The organism is Agromyces sp. NPDC055661 (genome assembly GCF_053618135.1).
On the sequence record NZ_JBSHHC010000001.1, the window covers coordinates 1,393,188 to 1,411,201 of the forward strand.

Consider the following 18,014-nt stretch of genomic DNA (forward strand, 5'->3'; position numbering starts at 1 on the left):
GGCCTAGGGGTTGACCCCCATTCGCGGGGAGTGCTACCCGCGAGCGCGACCCCCGTGGTCCCGCGGCACTCGCGCCGTGCAGGCAGGTGCGTCGCCGGCCTCTCGGGATGTCAACCCCGTGCGGGTCCGCTCCGTGCCCGCGTACCGTGGCTGTCCTGACCGAAGGGGGCACCAATGGTCATGAACGAGCAGCTCGTCGATCCGACGACCAAGCACACCACCGACCCGTTCCCGAAGCAGGAACAGGCACCGCCCGGCATGACCGAACGCATGACGCCGCAGCCCGACCACGGCGAGCAGAGCTACCGCGGCGCCGGCCGCCTCGTCGGCCGGCGCGCGCTCATCACCGGGGGCGACTCGGGCATCGGCCGCGCCGTCGCGATCGCATTCGCACGCGAGGGCGCCCGGGTCGCGATCTCCTTCCTGCCCAGCGAGCGCGACGACGCGATGGAGACGGCGAACTGGATCCTCGATGCGGGGAGCGACCCGCTGCTGCTGCCTGGCGACCTGCGCAGCGAACAGCACTGCAAGGACCTCATCGCGCAGACCGAGCAGGCCTTCGGCGGGCTCGACCTCCTCGTGCTCAACGCAGCGCACCAGCGCAATCGCGGCGGGATCGACGAGATCCCGACGGCCGACTTCGAGGCCGTCGTGCAGGTCAACCTGTTCGCGCCCGTGTTCCTCGCGCGCGCGGCCGTGCCGATCATGGAGGCGGGATCGAGCATCATCACGACGACGTCGATCCAGGGGTTCGACCCGTCGAGCGCGCTCGTGGACTACGCCATGACGAAGGCGGCGCTCGTCGCGTTCACGACGGCGCTGGCCGAGGAGCTCGGGCCCCGCGGCATCCGCGTGAACGCCGTCGCCCCCGGGCCGATCTGGACGCCGCTCATCCCCGCGACCGGGTGGCCGGACAAGCTGCCCGAGTTCGGGCACAACACCCCGCTCGGGCGAGCGGGTCAGCCGGCGGAGCTCGCGGGCGCCTACGTGTACCTCGCGTCGGACGACGCGTCGTACGTGTCGGGCGCCGTGCTGCCGGTCACGGGCGGCCGGGCGCTCTGACCGGGCGCGAGCGGTCGCCGAGGATGGAGAGGAGGACCCATGCCGGGTCGCAGGAACGCGTCGCTGAAGGATCCTGAGCTCTACGAGGAGCTCCGCGAGGACGGCGCGTCGAAGGAGAAGGCCGCACGCATCTCGAACGCGGCGGCCGCACGGGGTCGCAGCGCGGTCGGCCGCAAGGGTGGCACGAGCGGCGACTACGAGGACTGGACCGTCGAGCAGCTGCGCAAGCGCGCGAAGGAGCTCGGCCTCACCGGGTACAGCGGCAAGCGCAAGGCCGAGCTGATCTCGGCACTGCGCAACCACTGAGCCGCGGATGCCACGCCTCAGGCGGGTCGAACCGTACGTGTCACCCGGGTTCACCCGGCTGCGGCGCGGCCGCGGGTTCGCCTACGTGCACGCCGACGGCGGCGTGGCCGGACGCGCCGAACGCGCCCGCATCGCGGAGCTGGCCGTGCCGCCCGCGTGGGAGCAGGTGTGGATCTCGGATGCCCCGAATGCGCACATCCTCGCCGTCGGCGTCGACGCGGCGGGCCGTCGCCAGTACCTCTACCACCCGGTCTGGCGCGAACGGCAAGACGCGGAGAAGTTCCTGCGCATGACCGCCCTGGCCGAGGTGCTGCCCGCCGCGCGGCGCACCGTGCGGCGGGATCTCGCGCTCGACGAGCTGCCGCGCGAGCGCGTGCTCGCCGCGGCGTTCCGCACGCTCGACCTCGGCGCGATCCGCATCGGGTCGGAGGAGTCGCTCGCCGACTACCGCAGCCGCGGGCTCACCACGCTGCTCGTGCGCAACGCGCGGCTCGACGACGCCGACACCGTGCGGTTCCGGTTCCGGGCGAAGGGCGGCATCGCGCAGGACGTCCGGGTGACGGATGCCGCGCTCGCGACGTTCGTGGAGCGCTCGGGCGAGCGCTCGCCCGCCGCACGGCTCTACGCGTGGCTCGACGGCCGGCGCATGCGCTCCGCGATCGCGTCCGACGTGAACGAGGACATCCGCGCGCGCACCGGCGGCGACTTCACTGCGAAGGACTTCCGCACGCTGCGCGGCACGATCGCCGCGGCCGATCGGCTGGCCGAGATCGGGGTCATGGAGACGACCAGGGCACGGGGGAAGGCGGTCCGCGACGCGATCGAGTTCGCCAGCACGGTGCTGGGCAACACCCCGGCGATCGCGAAGGCGAGCTACGTCGACCCGCGCGTGGTGATCGCGTACGAGCACGGGCGCACGATCGAGCGTCGCGGTGGGCGCGAGCAGGCGCTGCTGGCGCTGCTCGTCGACGACGCGTGAGGACGGGCTGCGCCGCGGTCGGGCCGCGACGACCCGTCAGGCCGCGATGACCGGGGCGGCCTCGGGCTCGGGCTCGGGGACGTCGACGTGCTCCTCGACGAGCATGATGCCGCCCGTGCTGTTGGCCGAGCGCATCAGGTCCTCGACCCACTCCCGGCTCAGGTCGGGCGTCTCGGGCTCGTCGAACACGAAGCGCAGCGGGATGGTCGGGTGCACCCAGAGGGTGCTCCGTCCACGCGGCTGGTCGTCGGGATGCTTCCACGACAGCGTGAAGCTCTCGCCGCGGCGGAGCTTGGTCGTGATCGCGAACTTGAGGTGCGCCAGCGCGCGGTCTTCGATTCCGATCGGGGTGCCGGAATCGCCGTAATAGAGTGTGCCCACCGACAGAGCGTACCTTGTGCGGGGGCCACCGGGATCACGTTTCCCGCACGACCTCATCTGGGGATTTGTCGGAACGGAGCCCTCGCCACCTCGGGTGCCGGGCGACGCCCGTGCGGGTCCATTCGCCGAACTCGATCTCGCCGACGAGCTCGGGCCGCACCCAGACCGCGTCCTTCGCATCGATCGCCGGCACCTCCACGAAGGGCCGCGTCGGCTGTTCGAGCCCGCCGAGCTGTTTCAGGAGCCGGTCGAGCTCGACCTCCTTGAAGCCGCTGCCGACGCGGCCCGCGTACTCGAGCCCGTGCTCGCCCGGGATGCCGACGAGCAGTGAGCGGATGTGGCCCGTTCGCGTGCCGATGCCCTTGCGATAGCCGCCGATCACGACCTCCTGCGTGCGCGTGAGCTTCAGCTTCAGCCAGTCCTCCGAGCGCACGCCCGGCCGGTAGGGCGAGTCGGGGCGCTTGGCCACGAGCCCTTCGAGGCCGAGGCGGCGGCTCTCCTCGAACGCCTCGGCGGGTTCGCCCGTCGCCCCAGCCGGCACCTCCACCGGGACGCCGGCGCGCGGGCGCAGCAGTCGTTCGAGCAGCTCGCGTCGCCGGCGGTACGGCAGCTGCATGACCGGCGACCCGGCGATCTCGAGCACGTCGAAGAGCAGCAGCCGTACCGGCACGGATGCCGCGACCCGCTCGATCTCGCGCGGACGGGTCAGGTTCATCCGCTGCTGCATCAGCTCGAAGCTGGGACGCCCCTCGTCGTCGAGCGCGACGATCTCTCCGTCGACGAGGGCGTCGCCGCGCAGGACCCTCGGAAGCGCCGAGAGCTCGGGGTAGGTGGCCGTCACGTCGTTCCCCCGCCGGCTCAGCAGGCGGATGCCGCCGCCGTCGGCCCGGGCGAGCACGCGAATGCCGTCCCACTTCCACTCGAGCGCCCACTCCTCCCCCGTCAGGCGGCCGAGCGTGCCCGAGGTCGCGAGCATGGGGCGGACGAGGATGGGTTCGACGCCGTCGTCCTCGGCCTCCTGGGGTCGAGGAGCCGGCTCCGCCGGCGTCTCGAAACCTGCGTGCGCGGACCCCGCGGGTCGAGGAGCCGGCTCCGCCGGCGTCTCGAAACCCGCTTGCGCGAGGGGGTTTCGAGACGCGTCCGGCTCCGCCGGGCGCTCCTCAACCTCCGGACTCTCCGCCGGGCGCTCCTCGACCCGCGAAGACTCGTTCCGTTCGTGCCGCGCCTTCGACGACGGGCTCCAGTGCCCCGCACGCTGGTCCTTCATGCGGTGCAGGAGCCACTGCGACTTCTCACCCTCGCCCTCCGTGCGGATGAGCGCGAGGCGCACCTCGCCGAGCGGGCCGCCCGGACGCCCGGTGAGCGTGAAGATCACCTCCTCGTCGCGCCACTTCTCGGTCTCGTAGGTGCCGGTGTCCCACACCGTCATGCCGCCCGCACCGTACTGCCCGGCCGGGATCGTGCCCTCGAAGGCGAGGTACTCCATGGGGTGGTCCTCGGTCTGCACTGCGAGGTTGTTCCGGTCGGTCCCCTCGGGGACGCCCCTCGGCACCGCCCAGCTCTTCAGCACGCCGTCGCGCTCGAGCCGCAGGTCGTAGTGCAGCCGACGGGCGTGGTGCTCCTGGATCACGAACCGCGGCAGGCCGTCGCTCGACGCTCCCCACGCCGATGAGGGCATCGGCTCGGGCGTCGCGCCGGCTTCGCGCATCGAGAGGTAGGTGGCGAGCGGTCCAGCCCCTGAGCCGCCGGATGCCGCGAGCGGAGCGGTCGGGTCGATGCCGGCGGCCACACGCTCGAGCACCTCGTGCGCCTCGAGGTGCCGCAGGCCGGGGTCGTCGAGCTCCTCCCACGTGCGTGGCGCCGCCACCGTCGGACGGAAGCGGCCGCGCAACGAGTACGGCGCGATCGTCGTCTTGTTCTGGTTGTTCTGGCTCCAATCGATGAGCACCCGCCCCTCGCGGAGCGTCTTCCGCATGCTCGACACGATGAGCTCGGGGTGGTCGGCCTCGAGGGCGCGCGCGAGCTCGTGCGCGACGGCCGAGATCTGCTCGGACGTCTGTGCGCCGTCGAGCGGGGCGTACAGGTGGATGCCCTTGCTGCCGCTCGTCACGGGGAACGCCTCGAGCGACATCCCGTCGAGGATCGCCCGCACGAGCCGGGCCACCTCGGCGCATTCCGCGAGCCCCATGCCCGGGCCGGGGTCCAGGTCGAACACCATGCGGTCGGGGTTGCCCCGCCCGCCGTCGGGGCGGAAGCGCCACTGCGGCACGTGCACCTCGAGCGACGCCTGCTGCGCGAGCCAGACGAGCGTCGCCCGGTTGTCGGCGATCGGGTAGGTCTTCGGCCCGTCGGAGTGCTGGATGACCCCCCGGCGCACCCAGTCGGGCGCGTGCTCGGCGAGGTTCTTCTCGAAGAACACCTGGCCCGGGGCATCCGGGGTGCCCACGCCCTGCACCCACCGCTTGCGCGTGACCGGTCGCCCGGCGGTGAGGGGCACCATGACGGGGGCGACCTCCGCGTAGTAGGAGATCACCTCGCCCTTGGTCATGCCCGTCTCGGGATACATGACCTTGTCGAGGTTCGTCAGCCGGAGCCTCCGACCGTCGACCTCCACGAGCTGGCGCGTGCCCTCGGCCACGCGTCCATCCTCGCGGGTGCGGATGCCGCAATGCCAGCATTCGCAGCATCCGCACCTCGCTGCGCCTCGACCAAGGGCGAGGCCGTGCAGATCGTCAGGCTTGGTCGGTGGGCATGATCCACAGCTCGCCGACGGACGAGTGCCGGGGGCGGGTGACCATGTAGGCGACGCCGTCGGCGACGTCCTCGGGCGCGAGGACCTCTGTCTGCTCGTAGAAGGGAGTGGTCATCTCGCTCTGGATCTCGGGTCGGTTGTGGGAGGCGAGCTCGGTCGCCACGCCGCCCGGTTCGAGAACGCCCACGCGCACGTGGCGTCGGGTCACCTCCTGACGCAATGACTCGGTGAACCCGTTCACGCCGAACTTGGTGAGGTTGTAGACGCCGTAGCCGCTCCAGGCGACTCGGCCGGCGATCGAGCTGACATTGACGATGTCGGCCACCCGCCGCGGCCCCGCCTCCGCGGTTTCGAGCAGGTGCGGCAGTGCCGCGCGGGTCGTGGAGAGCAGGCCGCGCACGTTGACAGCGAGCATGCGCTCCCACTCCTCGACGTCGGCGCCGACGACCGGGCCGAGGAGCATCAGGCCGGCGTTGTTGACGAGGATGTCGAGTCGTCCGAACCGGTCGACGACCTGTTGGACGGCCGCCTCGGCCTCGCCGCGGTCGGTGATGTCGGCTTGCACGGCGAGCGCGGTTCCGCCCGCTTCCCGGATCTCGGCTGCGAGTGCGTCGAGACGGTCGGCTCGCCTGGCCACGAGAGCGACGGATGCCCCGTGCTCGGCCAATCTGCGCGCTGTTGCCGCGCCGATCCCGCTGCTCGCTCCGGTGACGAGGGCGACGGTGTTGCTCAGTGATGAATCCACGGAATGGTGTCCTGTCCGCTCGAAGACGGTGCGTCGGTCAGACGGTGGCGTTGTCGTGGAGGAGCGAGCTGGAGAGCTCGCGGTGGGCGTCGGCCTGCTCGAGCAACGTCCTGGCCTTCTGCTCCGCGGTCTCGATGGCATCGGCGCCGGCGAGGAAGCGCAGCGGCGGCTGGCCGGAGTCGGCGAGGACGACGAGGGCGGCGGCGAGCTTCGCCGGGTCGCCCGTCTGCAGGCCGTTCATGCCCGTCCACGCCTCGATGGTCGCCTTCGTGCGGTCGGCGTAGTCGTCGATGGAGAGCTCGGGCCAGATCGTGGACGAACCTTCGACGAGGAGCTCGGTGCGGAAGAACCCGGGCTCGACGACGGTCGTCGTGATTCCGAACGGCTCGACGTCGGAGCGGAGCGATTCCATCCAGCCCTCGACGGCGAACTTCGATGCAGAGTACGCCGAGCAGAAGTCGACGCCGACGAGGCCGGCGGTGGAGCTGATGGTGATGACGTGGCCGCTCCGCTGCTTCCGCATGATCGGCAGGATCGCGCGCGTCACGTTGAGTGGGCCGAAGAAGTTCGTCTCCATCTGCCGGCGGTACTGCTCGGGACTGATCTCCTCGAAGAAGCCCGCGTAGAAGTTGCCCGCGTTGTTGACGAGCACGTCGATGCGACCGAATCGCTCGACGGCCGCCTGCGCGGCGGCGCCCGCGGCGTCCGGATCGGTGATGTCGAGCGCCACGGCGAGGAGGCCGTCGTGCTTGCCGATCACGTTGCGGACGCGGTCGGCGTCACGGCCGGTCGCGACGACCGCGTGTCCGGCGGCGAGCGCCGCCTTGGCGATGTCGATGCCCATGCCACGGCCGGCGCCGGTGACGAACCACACCTTCTGGTCATTCATGTTCCTGTGTGCCTTTCGTTGAGGTGATCCCAGTTGAACTCGGCACCTCGCGGCGAGGCAGACCCGCCCTATCCGGTTAATGGCAGGGCCCCCCACACTCGGCTTGTGCGGTCGTAGGGTCGAGGCATGGACACTCGGGACGACATCCGTGAGTTCCTGACCACTCGGCGAGCCAGGCTCACCCCCGCCCAGGCCGGGCTGCCCGACTTCGGTGGACGCCGCCGTGTCCCGGGACTCCGCCGCGAGGAGGTCGCGCTCCTCGCCGGCATGAGCGTCGAGTACTACGTGCGCTTCGAACGCGGCAACGCCGTCGGTGTCTCCGAGGCCGTGCTCGAGGGCATCAGCCGCGCGCTGCAACTCGACGATGCCGAGCGCACGCACCTCCACGACCTCGTGCGCGCCGCCAACGCGGGCATCCGTCCCCAGCAGCGGCGGCGGTCAGCGCGGAAGCAGCAGATGCGGCCCGGCGTGCAACAGTTGCTCGATGCGATGACCAACGTGCCCGCCGTCGTGCAGAACGGACGCCTCGACATCGTCGCCTCGAACCGGCTCGGTCTGGCGCTCTTCTCGGAGATGTATCGCCAGCCGCAGCGTCCCGCGAACTTCGGCCGCTTCCTGTTCCTCGACCGGCGTGCACGCGCGTTCTACCTCGACTGGGAGGACGCCGCCCAGCAGACCGTGGCGCTCCTGCGTGCCGAGGCGGGACGCGCTCCGTACGACCGCGCCCTGAGCGATCTCGTGGGCGAACTCTCCACTCGCAGCGAGGCGTTCCGCACCTTGTGGGCATCGCACGACGTGCGCGAGCACCGCACCGGCCTCAAGCGCATCCACCACCCCGTCGTGGGCGATCTCCAGCTGAACTACGAGGCCATGGAACTGTCGTCGGAGCGCGGGCTGCTGTTCCTCGCCTATACCGCCGAACCCGGCACGGCCTCGCACGACGGGCTGCAGCTGCTCGCCACCTGGGCCGCGACCGACGACGACGTCGTCCGCACGTCGGCCGCCGCCGAACCGGACTGACCTCGGCCGCCAGCGCGTCCCGCGACTGCGAGATCGACACACACGACGACGGGAGCGGCGAACGGTACGGATGCCGCAGGGGGTACCGTTCTCCGCGTCCGCGGGTGTGTACTGGTGTGATGCGAGCCGTCTGGAAGGGGGCGGTCACATTCGGCCTGGTCAATGTGCCCGTCAAGTTGTACAGCGCCACCGAGGACCACGACGTGTCACTGCACCAGGTGCACGACGCGGACGGTGGGCGCATCCGCTACCAACGCATCTGCGAGATCGACGGCAAGCCCGTCGACTACAAGAACATCGACAAGGCCTACGACGACGGCGAGCGCACGGTGATCATCACCGACGAGGACCTGAAGTCGCTGCCCGCCGAGCGCAGCCGCGAGATCGAGGTCGTCGAGTTCGTGCCGACCGAGCAGATCGACCCGATCATGTTCGACAAGAGCTACTACCTCGAGCCCGACTCGGCCTCGAACAAGGCGTACGTGCTGCTGCGCCGGACGCTCGAGTCGACCGAGCGCACCGCGATCGTGCGCATGGCGCTACGCCAGAAGACGCGGCTGGCTGCGCTGCGCGTCTACGGCGACGTGCTCATGGTGCAGACGCTGCTCTGGAGCGATGAGGTGCGCGAGGCCGCCTTCCCGTCGCTCGATGAGCCCGTGAAGATCTCGTCGCAGGAGCTCGAGCTGTCGAAGCAGCTCGTCGAGAGCCTGGTCTCCGAATTCGAGCCGGCGCAGTTCGTCGACGAGTACCAGCAGGAGCTGCGCACCCTCATCACGGCCAAGCTCGAGCAGGGCGACGCGATCGACACGGCCGCGACGTTCGGCGAGCAGCCCGAGGAGGAGGCCGGCGGCGAGGTCATCGACCTCATGGAGGCGCTGCGCCAGTCCATCGCATCGAAGCGGGGCGGGTCGGATGCCGCGAAGTCGAGCTCATCGGGCTCGTCGAAGAGCGGCTCGGGCGCCAAGTCCACGTCGAAGTCGGCCGAGGGCGGCGCGAAGTCGTCGGGCGACGCAGCGAAGAAGAAGGCCCCCGCGAAGAAGGCGCCGGCCAAGAAGGCGGCGTCCTGATCGCGGTGGCCTGAACGCGCGAGCGGCCGCATGACGACGGCGCGCGGCATCCGATGAGCGGATGCCGCGCGCCGTTCGCGTGGGGCGGGTGTCAGCCCGCGTCGCAGGAGTTGGTGACCTCGGTCGCCGCCTCGGCGATCGCACCCTGCTGCTCGGCCACGGCTTCGGAGTCGACCTCCGCGTCGGGATCGGTGGGCAGCGTCGCCGCGAACGAGGATGCCGCGTCGATCTGCTCGTTGAGCACGCCGAGCGCCTCCGACGTGCCGGTGTCGGAGCCGTACTGCTCGTCGAGCGCGGTCACCCGCTCGCTGTAGCCGTCGAGCGAATCCTGCATCTCGCTCGGATCGCCGCCGGCGGCGAGCACGTTCTGCGCGCCGTTCGAGATGTCGCGGACCTCCGAGTTGACCGCCTGGCACGGGTCGGCGGCGGCGGCGCTCGTGGAGCCGCCTCCAGCGGCGGTGCAGCCGGCCAGCAGCAGGGCGCCGGCGAATACCAGCGCAGCGGACGTCATGATTCGTTGCATGGTTGCAATCCCCCTGATCGTGGTGTGAACCAGCCTAGCCATGACCCCCCGACAGGGGACGGTTGCATGCGTCGGCATGGAGGCGGCACCGAGCACGTGTCAAGGGCCTGTCGGCGCAGCATCCGTCGACCTACGCTCGGCCCATGAGCACGGCAGACGAGACGGGTTCCGGTCGCAACCCCGACGCCGGACCCGGCGACCGCGGAGCGCTGGACTTCGACCTCGAGGAGGGCACGTCGCCCGGCGCCTCCCCCGATGCCCGCGACGGCTCCGAGGTGACGAGCGCGAGCGAGGGCGACCCCCTCGACGAGACGACCCCGGTGGACAACCTCGAGTAGCCGTCAGGCGAGCACGCGATCGCCCGCCTCGACGACGGGCGCCTCGTCCCACGCGGGTCGCGGCACCGAGTCGAGCAGCAGCCGGGTGTACGGATGCCGCGGCGCATCGAGCAGCTCGGCCGTGCGGCCGCGCTCGACGATCTCGCCGTGCTGCATCACGACGGTCTCGTCGCAGACCCGCCGTACGACCGCGAGGTCGTGGCTGATGAAGAGCACGGTGAGGCCGCGCTCGCGGCGGATGCGCGCGACGAGGTCGAGCACCTGTGCCTGCACCGAGACGTCGAGCGCGCTCGTCGCCTCGTCCATCACGAGCAGGTCGGGCTCCACGGCGAGCGCACGGGCGATAGCGACCCGCTGGCGCTGGCCCCCCGACAGGGTTTTCGGCCGGGCGTTCGCGTGGCGGGCGTCGAGGCCGACCTGCTCGAGCAGGTCGAGCACGCGGGCGCGAGCGTCGGCGGTCGACAACTTCGCGTGCAGGCGCAGGGCGTCCTCGACGGCACGGCCCGCGGTCACGCGCGGGTCGAGCGAGAGGTACGGGTCCTGGAACACCATCTGGACCGACCGGGCGTGCGCGAGCCGGTCGGCGCGGGTGCGCGGCGCGGCGGTGCGCTCGCGTCCGTCGATCCGGATGTCGCCGGAGTCGGCCTGCTCGAGCCCGACGATCATCCGCGCGAGCGTCGACTTGCCCGAGCCCGACTCGCCCACCACGCCGAGCGCACCGCCGTGGGCGATCGCGATCGAGGCGCCGGCCACGGCGCGCACCGGGGTCCGCCCGCGCGGGTGGTAGGTCTTCGCGAGCGCCGTCACGACGAGCATCGGCTCGGGGGCGGCGGATGCCGCGGGGGCGACGTCGGCGGCGGGTGACGCGGTGCGCGCGGCATCCGTCGGGGTCGCGGCATCCGTCGTCGCGTGCCGGTCTCGAGACGCGGCTTCGCCGCTCCTCGACCCGCGGGAGGAGGACGCGGCCTCACCGTCGGCCGAACCGCGGATCGCGATGGTCGGCGTGGCCGCGACGAGCCGCTTGGTGTACTCGGCCTGCGGATCGCGCAGCACCTGCCGAGCGTCGCCGCGCTCCTCGACGCGGCCCGTGCTCATGACCACGATGCGGTCGCAGAGCGAGGCGGCCAGGGTGAGGTCGTGCGTGATGAAGAGCATGCCCATTCCACGACTCGCCTGCTGCTCCGCGAGCACCGAGATGATCTCGGCCTGCGTCGTCACGTCGAGCGCCGTCGTCGGCTCGTCGCAGATGAGCAGGGGCGGCGAGCTCATGAGTGCTCCGGCGATCATGACGCGCTGGAGCATGCCGCCCGACAGCTCGTGCGGATGCTGGGACAGGTGCTCGTCGGGGCGCGGCATCCGCACGGCGCCGAGCAGCTCGACCGCGCGGGCACGGGCCTCGGCGGCGGGACGCCGGTCGGCGATCCTCGTGGCCTCGGTGAGGTGGTCGCCGATCGTGCGCATGGGGTTGATGCCCGCGCGCGGGTCCTGGAACACCATCGCGGCGCTGCGACGGCGCAGGGCGAGCAGCTCGCGCGTGGACGCGCCGAGCACCTCGCGGCCCTCGAGCCGCACGGAGCCGCCGGTCGTCGCCCGATCGGGGAACAGGCCGAGCACCGAGCGCGCGGTGAGGGACTTGCCCGAGCCCGATTCGCCGACGAGGCCGACGGTCTCGCCGGGGGCGACGCTGAGCGAGATGCCGTCGAGCAGGCGCGTGCCGTCGGGCAGGTCGAGCGTGAGTCGATCGATGTCGAGGAGGGTCATGCGGGGATCTCGCCTCCGATGCGGTCGGACAGTTCCTCGCCGATCACGTTCACGGCGACGACGACCACCACCACGGCGACGGCCGGCACGAGAGCGGGCAGGAAGTAGCCGCCGATGAGGCCCGCCTGGGCCTCGTTGATCATGGCGCCCCAGTCGGCGGTCGGCGCCTGCACGCCGAGGCCGAGGAACGAGAGGGCGGCGAGCTCGGCGAGCACGTAGCCGAAGTTGAGCGTGGACTGCGCGCCGACGATCGGGGTCACGTTCGGGAGCACGCGTCGGAACGCGATCCAGCCGCCGCCGAACCCCTGCACGCGGTAGGCCGCGACATACGGACGACTGCGCTCGGCGGTCACGAGCGACCGGGTGAGCCGGGCCACGAACGGCATGTACGCGATGCTCATGGCGATGACCGGAGCGACGAGCCCCTTGCCGAACAGGGCGACCGCCATGATCGCGATGAGCAGCGACGGGAAGGCGAACACGACGTCGAAGATGCGGCCGAGCACGGCGTCGAGCCAGCCGCCGCGCCATCCGGCGAGCAGGCCCAGCAGGATGCCGAGCACGGTCGACGACAGCACGACGAGGAGCGGGCCGAGCAGCGCAGTGCGGGCGCCGTAGATCAGGCGGCTCAGCAGGTCGCGGCCGAGGGCGTCGGTGCCGAGCCAGTGCGCGGCGCTGGGACCGGCGTGCACGGCGCCCAGGTCGACCTGGTCGGGCGGGTACGGCGCGATGAGCGGGGCGAGGATCGCGGCGAGCGTCATCACGGCGACGATGCCGACGCTGACGAGGAAGGTGGTGTTCGCGCGTCGGGCGCGCGGCGCGCGCAGCACCTCGACGGCGAGGGTGGGGGTGGTCATCGGGCACCAGCTCCTGCTGCGGATCGCGGGTCGATCCAGGGTTCGAGGAGGTCGACGATCGCGTTCACGACGACGAACGCCGCGACCACGAGGAGGACGATCGCCTGCACGACCGGGAAGTCGAGGCGGTCGACCGACTGCACGAGCAGCGAGCCGACGCCCGCGAGCCCGAAGGCCGCCTCGACGATCGAGCTCGCCACGAGCAGGCCCGCGACGAGCAGGCCGCTCACCGTGAGGATCGGGCCGATCGCGTTGCGGAACACGTGGCGGCGCACGACGGTCGCGCGCTTCAGGCCGCGGCTCGTCGCGACCTCGACGTGCTCGCGGTCGAGCTGGTCCACCATCGACGAGCGGGTGACCTTGCCGACGAGCACGACGAACACGATCGCCAGGGCGATCGACGGCAGCACGAGGTGGTAGGCGGTGTCGAGGCCGCCCTCCCCCGAGCCGAACGACGGGAACCACCCGAGCTGCACCGCGAAGATCGCGATGAGCACGATCGCACCCACGAACGACGGGATCGCGCCGAGCACGGTGAGCCCGATGAGCACCGCCCGGTCGAGCACGCGCCCACGGTTGAGCGCCGCGACGATCCCGGCGGCGATCCCGACGATCGCGATCATGAGCCCGGCCATGAGCACGAGCCCCAGCGTCACGGGGAGCCGCTCGCCGATGACGGTCGAGACATCCTGCCGGAACTGGAGCGACCGGCCGAAGTCGCCGTGCAGCACGCCCGCGATCCAGTTCAGGTACTGCTGCCACGGGGGCAGGTCGAGGCCGTACTGCTCGGTGACCTGGGCCACCGCCTCAGGGCTCGGCTTGCGTCCTCGGAGGAGGAAGCTCACGGGGTCGCCGGGAACGAGGAATCGCGAGAAGAACACCAGCAGCGACGCCAGGAACAGCGTGAGGGCGAGGGCTCCGAGCTTGCCGCCGACCCGGCGGAGCGTGGCCGTGCCGACCCACGCCCCACCGGATCGGGCGGCGGTGCGCTCGGCCGGATCAGCGAGCGCCAATGGTCGCCGCCCACGGGTAGTAGAGGAACGCGATCGACGGCGAGACACCCGTGATCCGCTCGCCCATGAACACCGGCATGGGGCCGGTGAAGAGCGGCAGCCACGGCAGCTGCTCGTTCGCGATGCGCTGCGCCTCCGCGGTCTTCTCGGAGCGGGCGGCCGGGTCGTCGATGGCGATCGCCTCGTTGACGACCTGGTCGAACTCGAGGCCGCTCCACTCGCCGTAGTTGCTGAACTCGCCGGTGCGAAGCACGCTGTACATCTCGAGCGGGTCGGGGCTCGACAGGTACCAGACCGTGTAGAAGAGGTCGATGCCCTCGCGGGCGCTCGGGTCGGAGAACAGCGCCGTGTACGCGTTGGGCGTCACCGTCTCGATCGTCGCCTTCAGGCCGATGGACTCGGCCGCGGCCGCGGTGGCCTGGGCGATGATGTTGAAGTCGCTCCCGATCGGCGCGGTCGCGAAGGTGATCTCCTCGCCCGTCGCGCCGGCCTCCTCGACGAGGCGCTTGGCCTCCTCGAGGTCGTACGGGTACTCCTCGAGGCCCGCGAAGGCCGAGTCGAGTGCGGCGTCGCTCGCGCCGACCCAGACGGACTCGGTGGTGAGCGCGTTCGTCACGTCGCCGTAGCCCTTCGCCGCGGCATCCACGATGCCCTGGCGATCGAGGGCCATGAGCAGCGCCTGCCGCACCCGCAGGTCGCCGAGCGGGCCGTCGAGGTTCGAGACGATCAGGCTCGAGACCGCGGTGCTCAGGCCGAAGTACACGTCGCCGACCCCGGATGCCTCGAGCTGGCCGATCGCGTCGAAGGGGATCATCCAGCCGCCGTCGACCTCACCCGACTTCAGCGCGTTGACGCGGGCGGTGGCGTCGTTCATGAAGAGGAACTCGACCTCGCCCGACTTCGCGCGCAGCGAGTCGTCCCAGTAGTCGTCGTAGCGGGCGAGGGTGATGGACTCGCCCGACTTCCACTCCTCGAGCGAGAACGGGCCGGTGCAGTTCACGCCGCCGCTGGAGTTGCCGTAGTCGGCGCCCGCGGCTTCGAGCGTGGCAGCGGACTCGACCACGCCGGCCGAGCCGCCCATCGCCAGGTTGAACTGCGAGTCGGGGATCGCCTCGGTGACGGTGACCTCGCGGTCGCCGGTCTGCTCGATCGAGACCACGTTCTGGTAGACGGAGTACCACGACGAGCCCACCGCGGGGTCGAGGTGGCGGCTCATCGACGCGACCACGTCGGCCGCCGTCAGCGGCGTGCCGTCGTGGAAGGTCACGCCGTCGCGGATCGTGTAGACCCACGTCGTCGGCGTCGGGTGCTCGTACGACTCCGCGAGCCCGGGCGACAGCGTGTAGTCGGGGTTCAGCCGGAGCAGGGACTCGCAGACATTGGCGAGCACCTGGTTGTCGGAGTAGTCGAACGCGTAGGCGTAGTCGAGCGAGAACGGCTCGGCGTAGCTCACCCAGGTGTACGAGTCGATGTCGCCCGAGGGGGCGTCGGTCGTCGCGGTGAGCTCCCACTCGACGTCGGTGTCGGGCGAGGGCTCGGGCGTGCAGCCCGCGAGCGCGAGCACGGCGCCGAGGCCGCCGGCGACGATCGCGGTGGTGCGCCGGAACCGGCGCCGTGCGGGGAGGCGTGGCGTGGTCATGATGCTCCTCAGGGGTCAGGTGGTGCGGGAGTAGACGAGCTCGCCCTCGATCCACGTGGACTCCACGGTGGATCGGTGGATCTCGTCGGCGGGGAGGGAGAACGGGTCGGGGTCGAGCACGACGAGGTTGGCGAGGTAGCCCTCGCGCACGTGACCGGTGTCGTGGTCGCGGTGGTTCACCCAGGCGGTGCCCGAGGTGTAGGCGGCCATCGCGGTGGCGAGGTCGAGGCGCTGGTGAGCGCCGCCGAGCGGCTCGTCGTCGCGGCCGGGGGCCACGCGGGTGACCGCGATGTGGATCGCGTCCATCGGGTCGGCGCTCGAGACCGGCCAGTCGCTGCCCGCGGCGAGTCGGGCGCCGTGCCGCACGAGGTCGCCGAAGGGGTACTGGCGCGCCTCGGCGCCGTCCTGCAGGAACGGCAGCGTGAGTTCGTCGATCTGGTCTTCGTGGGTGGCCCAGAGCGCCTGGATGTTGGCGACCGCGTCGAGCTCGGCGAAGCGGGCGGTCTCGGTCTCCTCGACGACCTGCAGGTGCGCGAGGTGGTGCCGCCCGTCGGTCGGGCCGTTCGTGGCACGGGCGGCCTCGACCGCGTCGAGCGCCTCGCGCACGGCCCGGTCGCCGAGTGCGTGGAAGTGCACCTGGAAGCCGGCGCCGTCGAGCAGGGTCACGATCTCGCGCAGCTGCTCGGGGTCGATGAACGAGAGGCCGCTGTTCGCGGTGTCGTGCCCGTGCACGTCGCGGTACGGGGTGAGCATCGCGGCGGTCTGGTTCTCGGCGACGCCGTCGACCATGATCTTCGTGGTGCCGAGCGTGAAGCGGCCGCCGTCGAGCGCCGCGAACTCGGCCCGCCGCACCGTCATCTCCTCGACCTGCTCGAGGCCGCCGGCCCGCTCCCACCACTGGGCGCCCACGACATGGGCGCGCAGCGTGCCGTCGAGCAGGGCACGACGGTAGACGGATGCCACGTCCTGCACGCCGCCGAGGCCGGTGCCGACCCACGCGTCCTGCCATCCGGTGATGCCGAGCGCGATGAGCTCGTCCTGCGCGCGGAGCAGGCCGGCGTACGCGAGGTCGGCGCCGATCTTCGGACGCACGTGGTCGAACAGGTCGCTCGCGCCCTCGTGGAACGTGCCAGCCGGCGTGCCGTCGGCCTCGCGCTCGATGCGTCCGTCGGCCGGGTCGGGCGTCGCGGCGTCGATGCCGGCCGCGGTGATCGCCGCGGTGTTCGCCCACGTCGAGTGGTGGTCGCGGCTCATGAGCACGATCGGGCGGTCGGGCACGACCGCGTCGAGCAGCGTGCGCACGGGCGCTCCCCCCGGGAAGTGGTCCATCGACCAGCCGCCGCCCTGGATCCAGGCCTCGTCGGGGTTCGCGTCGGCGTAGGCCTCGACCCGTGCGACGGCGTCCGCGGCATCCGTCGCCTCGGTGAGGTTGCACATGAGGAGCTCGACGCCCGCGCTCAGCGGGTGCACGTGCGCGTCCTGGAAGCCCGGGCTGAGCAGGGCGCCGCCGAGGTCGACCACGCGCGTGGCCTCGCCGATGTGCGCGGATGCCTCGGACTCGGGCACCACGGCGGTGATCCGGTCTCCCGTCACGACCACGGCATGCCCATGCAGGGGCTCCCCGGTTCCGGTGAACACGGCTCCGCCGGTGAACAGTACGTCTGCAGGCAACAGCGCCCCTCGCTTCCTCGTCGAACGGGTGGGATTCGGCGAGCGTAGTCGCGCCCCAACACCGATGTCAACACTGTTGACAGCACCGTTGGCCAATTCGTTATGCTGGAGCCCTGCCACGCCCGCACGTGTGCTGACACGGGGGTCGCGGGCGTGGCACCATGAAGGACCGGCGAACGGGCAGGAGCACCATGACGACGACGAGCCCCGACCGCTCGAGGCCGTCGCGCGCCGGCTCGACCGGCTCGCAGGCCGGCGCGAACGGCAAGACACGGCTCGATCGCGACACGATCATCACGGCGGGCCTCGACCTGGCCGCAGTGCCCGGCACCTCGTCGATCTCGGTCCGCGAGCTCGGATCCCGGCTCGGCGCGGACCCCACGGCGATCTACCGCCACTTCCGCAACAAGCAGCACCTGATGGAGGCGCTCCTCGACGAGCTCATCGGCCGCTGCGTGGCCGCAGTCACCGCCGACCCCGCGGACTGGCGGGCGCGCATCCGCCAGCTCTCCGACGTCACGCTCGAGGAGTTCGCGCGCTACCCCGCGATCGGCGTCGAGGCCGTCGTGCTCACCACGCACGGCCCCGGCGAGCTCGACGCGGTGGAGCTCATGCTCGACGCGTTCTCACGCGCCGGCCTCGACGGCGAGGACCTCGTGCGCCACTACGCCCTGCTCGCCTCGCACACGCTCTCGAGCGCGGCCGGCATCGCCCGGGCCCGCGGCGAGCGGGGCGAGTCCGACGTCGATGCCAGCCCGTGGATCGAGGGGCCGATCCTCGCGGATCCGCGCAAGTACCCGCTCATCACCGCGATGAATGCGCAGCTCACCGACCTGCAGGACCGCGACCTCTTCCGGCTCGGTGTCGAGGCGGTCATCCAGTCGGCCGAGCGCACGGCCGCGGCATCCGCCGGCTGAGCGACGGATGGCGCGGCGGCGTCATGACCGCCGGTGCAGCGCCTACGGCACGATCCTGAGTCCTGGTACCTCGTGGCCGTGCTCGCGACGGTCT

At 71.5% G+C, this 18,014-nt stretch carries 17 protein-coding genes; 7 read left to right on the plus strand and 10 right to left on the minus strand.

Annotation, left to right across the window (positions count from 1 at the left end):
• Positions 1–174 precede the first annotated feature (174 nt).
• From ACWGO8_RS06360 to ACWGO8_RS06370, 3 genes are read left to right on the plus strand one after another with little or no spacing between them, the layout of a single operon-like run.
• Positions 175–1,062 carry an SDR family oxidoreductase gene (locus ACWGO8_RS06360; RefSeq protein ID WP_452042250.1) on the plus strand — a complete coding sequence of 296 codons (888 nt, stop codon included), beginning with the start codon at positions 175–177 and terminating at the stop codon, positions 1,060–1,062.
• Between the two features lie 39 nt (positions 1,063–1,101).
• Positions 1,102–1,368 (plus strand): DUF7218 family protein, encoded by a 267-nt coding sequence (locus ACWGO8_RS06365; protein WP_452042251.1) that lies wholly within the window; start codon positions 1,102–1,104, stop codon positions 1,366–1,368.
• A 7-nt stretch (positions 1,369–1,375) separates the two neighbouring features.
• Positions 1,376–2,347 (plus strand): DNA topoisomerase IB, encoded by a 972-nt coding sequence (locus ACWGO8_RS06370; protein WP_452042252.1) that lies wholly within the window; start codon positions 1,376–1,378, stop codon positions 2,345–2,347.
• A 36-nt stretch (positions 2,348–2,383) separates the two neighbouring features.
• Here the strand turns inward: ACWGO8_RS06370 and ACWGO8_RS06375 are convergent, their stop codons facing one another.
• The 4 genes from ACWGO8_RS06375 to ACWGO8_RS06390 all read right to left on the minus strand — a co-directional run bounded on the left by ACWGO8_RS06375 (position 2,384) and on the right by ACWGO8_RS06390 (position 7,114).
• Complete coding sequence (locus ACWGO8_RS06375; protein ID WP_452042253.1) at positions 2,384–2,728, minus strand: DUF7882 family protein; 345 nt, start codon at positions 2,726–2,728, stop codon at positions 2,384–2,386.
• Positions 2,729–2,762: 34 nt separating this feature from the next.
• The gene (locus tag ACWGO8_RS06380; protein WP_452042254.1) at positions 2,763–5,366 is read right to left on the minus strand and encodes an ATP-dependent DNA ligase; all 2,604 of its coding nucleotides are present in this window, start codon (positions 5,364–5,366) and stop codon (positions 2,763–2,765) included.
• 94 nt (positions 5,367–5,460) lie between these two features.
• Positions 5,461–6,225: an SDR family NAD(P)-dependent oxidoreductase gene (locus ACWGO8_RS06385; protein WP_452042255.1), complete on the minus strand. Its 765-nt coding sequence runs from the start codon at positions 6,223–6,225 to the stop codon at positions 5,461–5,463.
• A gap of 37 nt (positions 6,226–6,262) precedes the next feature.
• A complete protein-coding gene (locus tag ACWGO8_RS06390) occupies positions 6,263–7,114 on the minus strand; it encodes an SDR family oxidoreductase (protein WP_452042256.1) in 852 nt (283 codons plus the stop codon).
• A gap of 126 nt (positions 7,115–7,240) precedes the next feature.
• Between ACWGO8_RS06390 and ACWGO8_RS06395 the strand changes: the two genes are divergently transcribed.
• Positions 7,241–8,134: a helix-turn-helix domain-containing protein gene (locus ACWGO8_RS06395; RefSeq protein WP_452042257.1), complete on the plus strand. Its 894-nt coding sequence runs from the start codon at positions 7,241–7,243 to the stop codon at positions 8,132–8,134.
• 119 nt (positions 8,135–8,253) lie between these two features.
• Positions 8,254–9,201, plus strand: coding sequence for a non-homologous end joining protein Ku (gene ku / locus ACWGO8_RS06400; protein WP_452042258.1), 948 nt, complete (start codon positions 8,254–8,256; stop codon positions 9,199–9,201).
• A 91-nt stretch (positions 9,202–9,292) separates the two neighbouring features.
• On the opposite strand, the gene ACWGO8_RS06405 is transcribed toward ku, so the two are convergent.
• Positions 9,293–9,724 carry a hypothetical protein gene (locus ACWGO8_RS06405; RefSeq protein WP_452042259.1) on the minus strand — a complete coding sequence of 144 codons (432 nt, stop codon included), beginning with the start codon at positions 9,722–9,724 and terminating at the stop codon, positions 9,293–9,295.
• A 143-nt stretch (positions 9,725–9,867) separates the two neighbouring features.
• Here ACWGO8_RS06405 and ACWGO8_RS06410 point away from each other — a divergent pair, with 143 nt between their 5' ends.
• Positions 9,868–10,062, plus strand: a complete 195-nt coding sequence (locus ACWGO8_RS06410) for a hypothetical protein (protein WP_452042260.1) — start codon at positions 9,868–9,870, stop codon at positions 10,060–10,062.
• Positions 10,063–10,065: 3 nt separating this feature from the next.
• On the opposite strand, the gene ACWGO8_RS06415 is transcribed toward ACWGO8_RS06410, so the two are convergent.
• The 5 genes from ACWGO8_RS06415 to ACWGO8_RS06435 are packed head-to-tail and all read right to left on the minus strand — an operon-like array spanning position 10,066 to position 17,003.
• Positions 10,066–11,823, minus strand: a complete 1,758-nt coding sequence (locus ACWGO8_RS06415) for a dipeptide ABC transporter ATP-binding protein (protein ID WP_452042261.1) — start codon at positions 11,821–11,823, stop codon at positions 10,066–10,068.
• Entirely contained in the window at positions 11,820–12,680 is an 861-nt protein-coding gene (locus ACWGO8_RS06420) for an ABC transporter permease (protein WP_452042262.1), read from the minus strand. Before ACWGO8_RS06420 ends, ACWGO8_RS06415 begins: the two co-directional genes overlap by 4 nt.
• Entirely contained in the window at positions 12,677–13,693 is a 1,017-nt protein-coding gene (locus ACWGO8_RS06425) for an ABC transporter permease (protein WP_452042263.1), read from the minus strand. The genes ACWGO8_RS06420 and ACWGO8_RS06425 overlap by 4 nt, the downstream gene beginning before the upstream one ends.
• Complete coding sequence (locus tag ACWGO8_RS06430) at positions 13,680–15,332, minus strand: ABC transporter substrate-binding protein (protein ID WP_452042264.1); 1,653 nt, start codon at positions 15,330–15,332, stop codon at positions 13,680–13,682. The genes ACWGO8_RS06425 and ACWGO8_RS06430 overlap by 14 nt, the downstream gene beginning before the upstream one ends.
• Positions 15,333–15,347: 15 nt before the next feature.
• Complete coding sequence (locus ACWGO8_RS06435; protein ID WP_452042265.1) at positions 15,348–17,003, minus strand: amidohydrolase; 1,656 nt, start codon at positions 17,001–17,003, stop codon at positions 15,348–15,350.
• 191 nt (positions 17,004–17,194) lie between these two features.
• On the opposite strand from ACWGO8_RS06435, the gene ACWGO8_RS06440 reads away from it, so the two are divergent.
• Entirely contained in the window at positions 17,195–17,920 is a 726-nt protein-coding gene (locus tag ACWGO8_RS06440; RefSeq protein ID WP_452042266.1) for a TetR/AcrR family transcriptional regulator, read from the plus strand.
• Positions 17,921–18,014 lie beyond the last annotated feature (94 nt).

What these genes read in the sequence shown, in the direction of transcription:
- ACWGO8_RS06360 (WP_452042250.1), top strand. Translation starts at nt 175, where the DNA reads ATGGTCATGAACGAGCAGCTCGTCGATCCGACGACCAAGCACACCACC.
- ACWGO8_RS06365 (WP_452042251.1), top strand. Translation starts at nt 1,102, where the DNA reads ATGCCGGGTCGCAGGAACGCGTCGCTGAAGGATCCTGAGCTCTACGAG.
- ACWGO8_RS06370 (WP_452042252.1), top strand. Translation starts at nt 1,376, where the DNA reads ATGCCACGCCTCAGGCGGGTCGAACCGTACGTGTCACCCGGGTTCACC.
- ACWGO8_RS06390 (WP_452042256.1), bottom strand. Translation starts at nt 7,114, where the DNA reads ATGAATGACCAGAAGGTGTGGTTCGTCACCGGCGCCGGCCGTGGCATG.
- ACWGO8_RS06395 (WP_452042257.1), top strand. Translation starts at nt 7,241, where the DNA reads ATGGACACTCGGGACGACATCCGTGAGTTCCTGACCACTCGGCGAGCC.
- ku (WP_452042258.1), top strand. Translation starts at nt 8,254, where the DNA reads ATGCGAGCCGTCTGGAAGGGGGCGGTCACATTCGGCCTGGTCAATGTG.
- ACWGO8_RS06405 (WP_452042259.1), bottom strand. Translation starts at nt 9,724, where the DNA reads ATGCAACGAATCATGACGTCCGCTGCGCTGGTATTCGCCGGCGCCCTG.
- ACWGO8_RS06410 (WP_452042260.1), top strand. Translation starts at nt 9,868, where the DNA reads ATGAGCACGGCAGACGAGACGGGTTCCGGTCGCAACCCCGACGCCGGA.
- ACWGO8_RS06415 (WP_452042261.1), bottom strand. Translation starts at nt 11,823, where the DNA reads ATGACCCTCCTCGACATCGATCGACTCACGCTCGACCTGCCCGACGGC.
- ACWGO8_RS06420 (WP_452042262.1), bottom strand. Translation starts at nt 12,680, where the DNA reads ATGACCACCCCCACCCTCGCCGTCGAGGTGCTGCGCGCGCCGCGCGCC.
- ACWGO8_RS06430 (WP_452042264.1), bottom strand. Translation starts at nt 15,332, where the DNA reads ATGACCACGCCACGCCTCCCCGCACGGCGCCGGTTCCGGCGCACCACC.
- ACWGO8_RS06440 (WP_452042266.1), top strand. Translation starts at nt 17,195, where the DNA reads ATGACGACGACGAGCCCCGACCGCTCGAGGCCGTCGCGCGCCGGCTCG.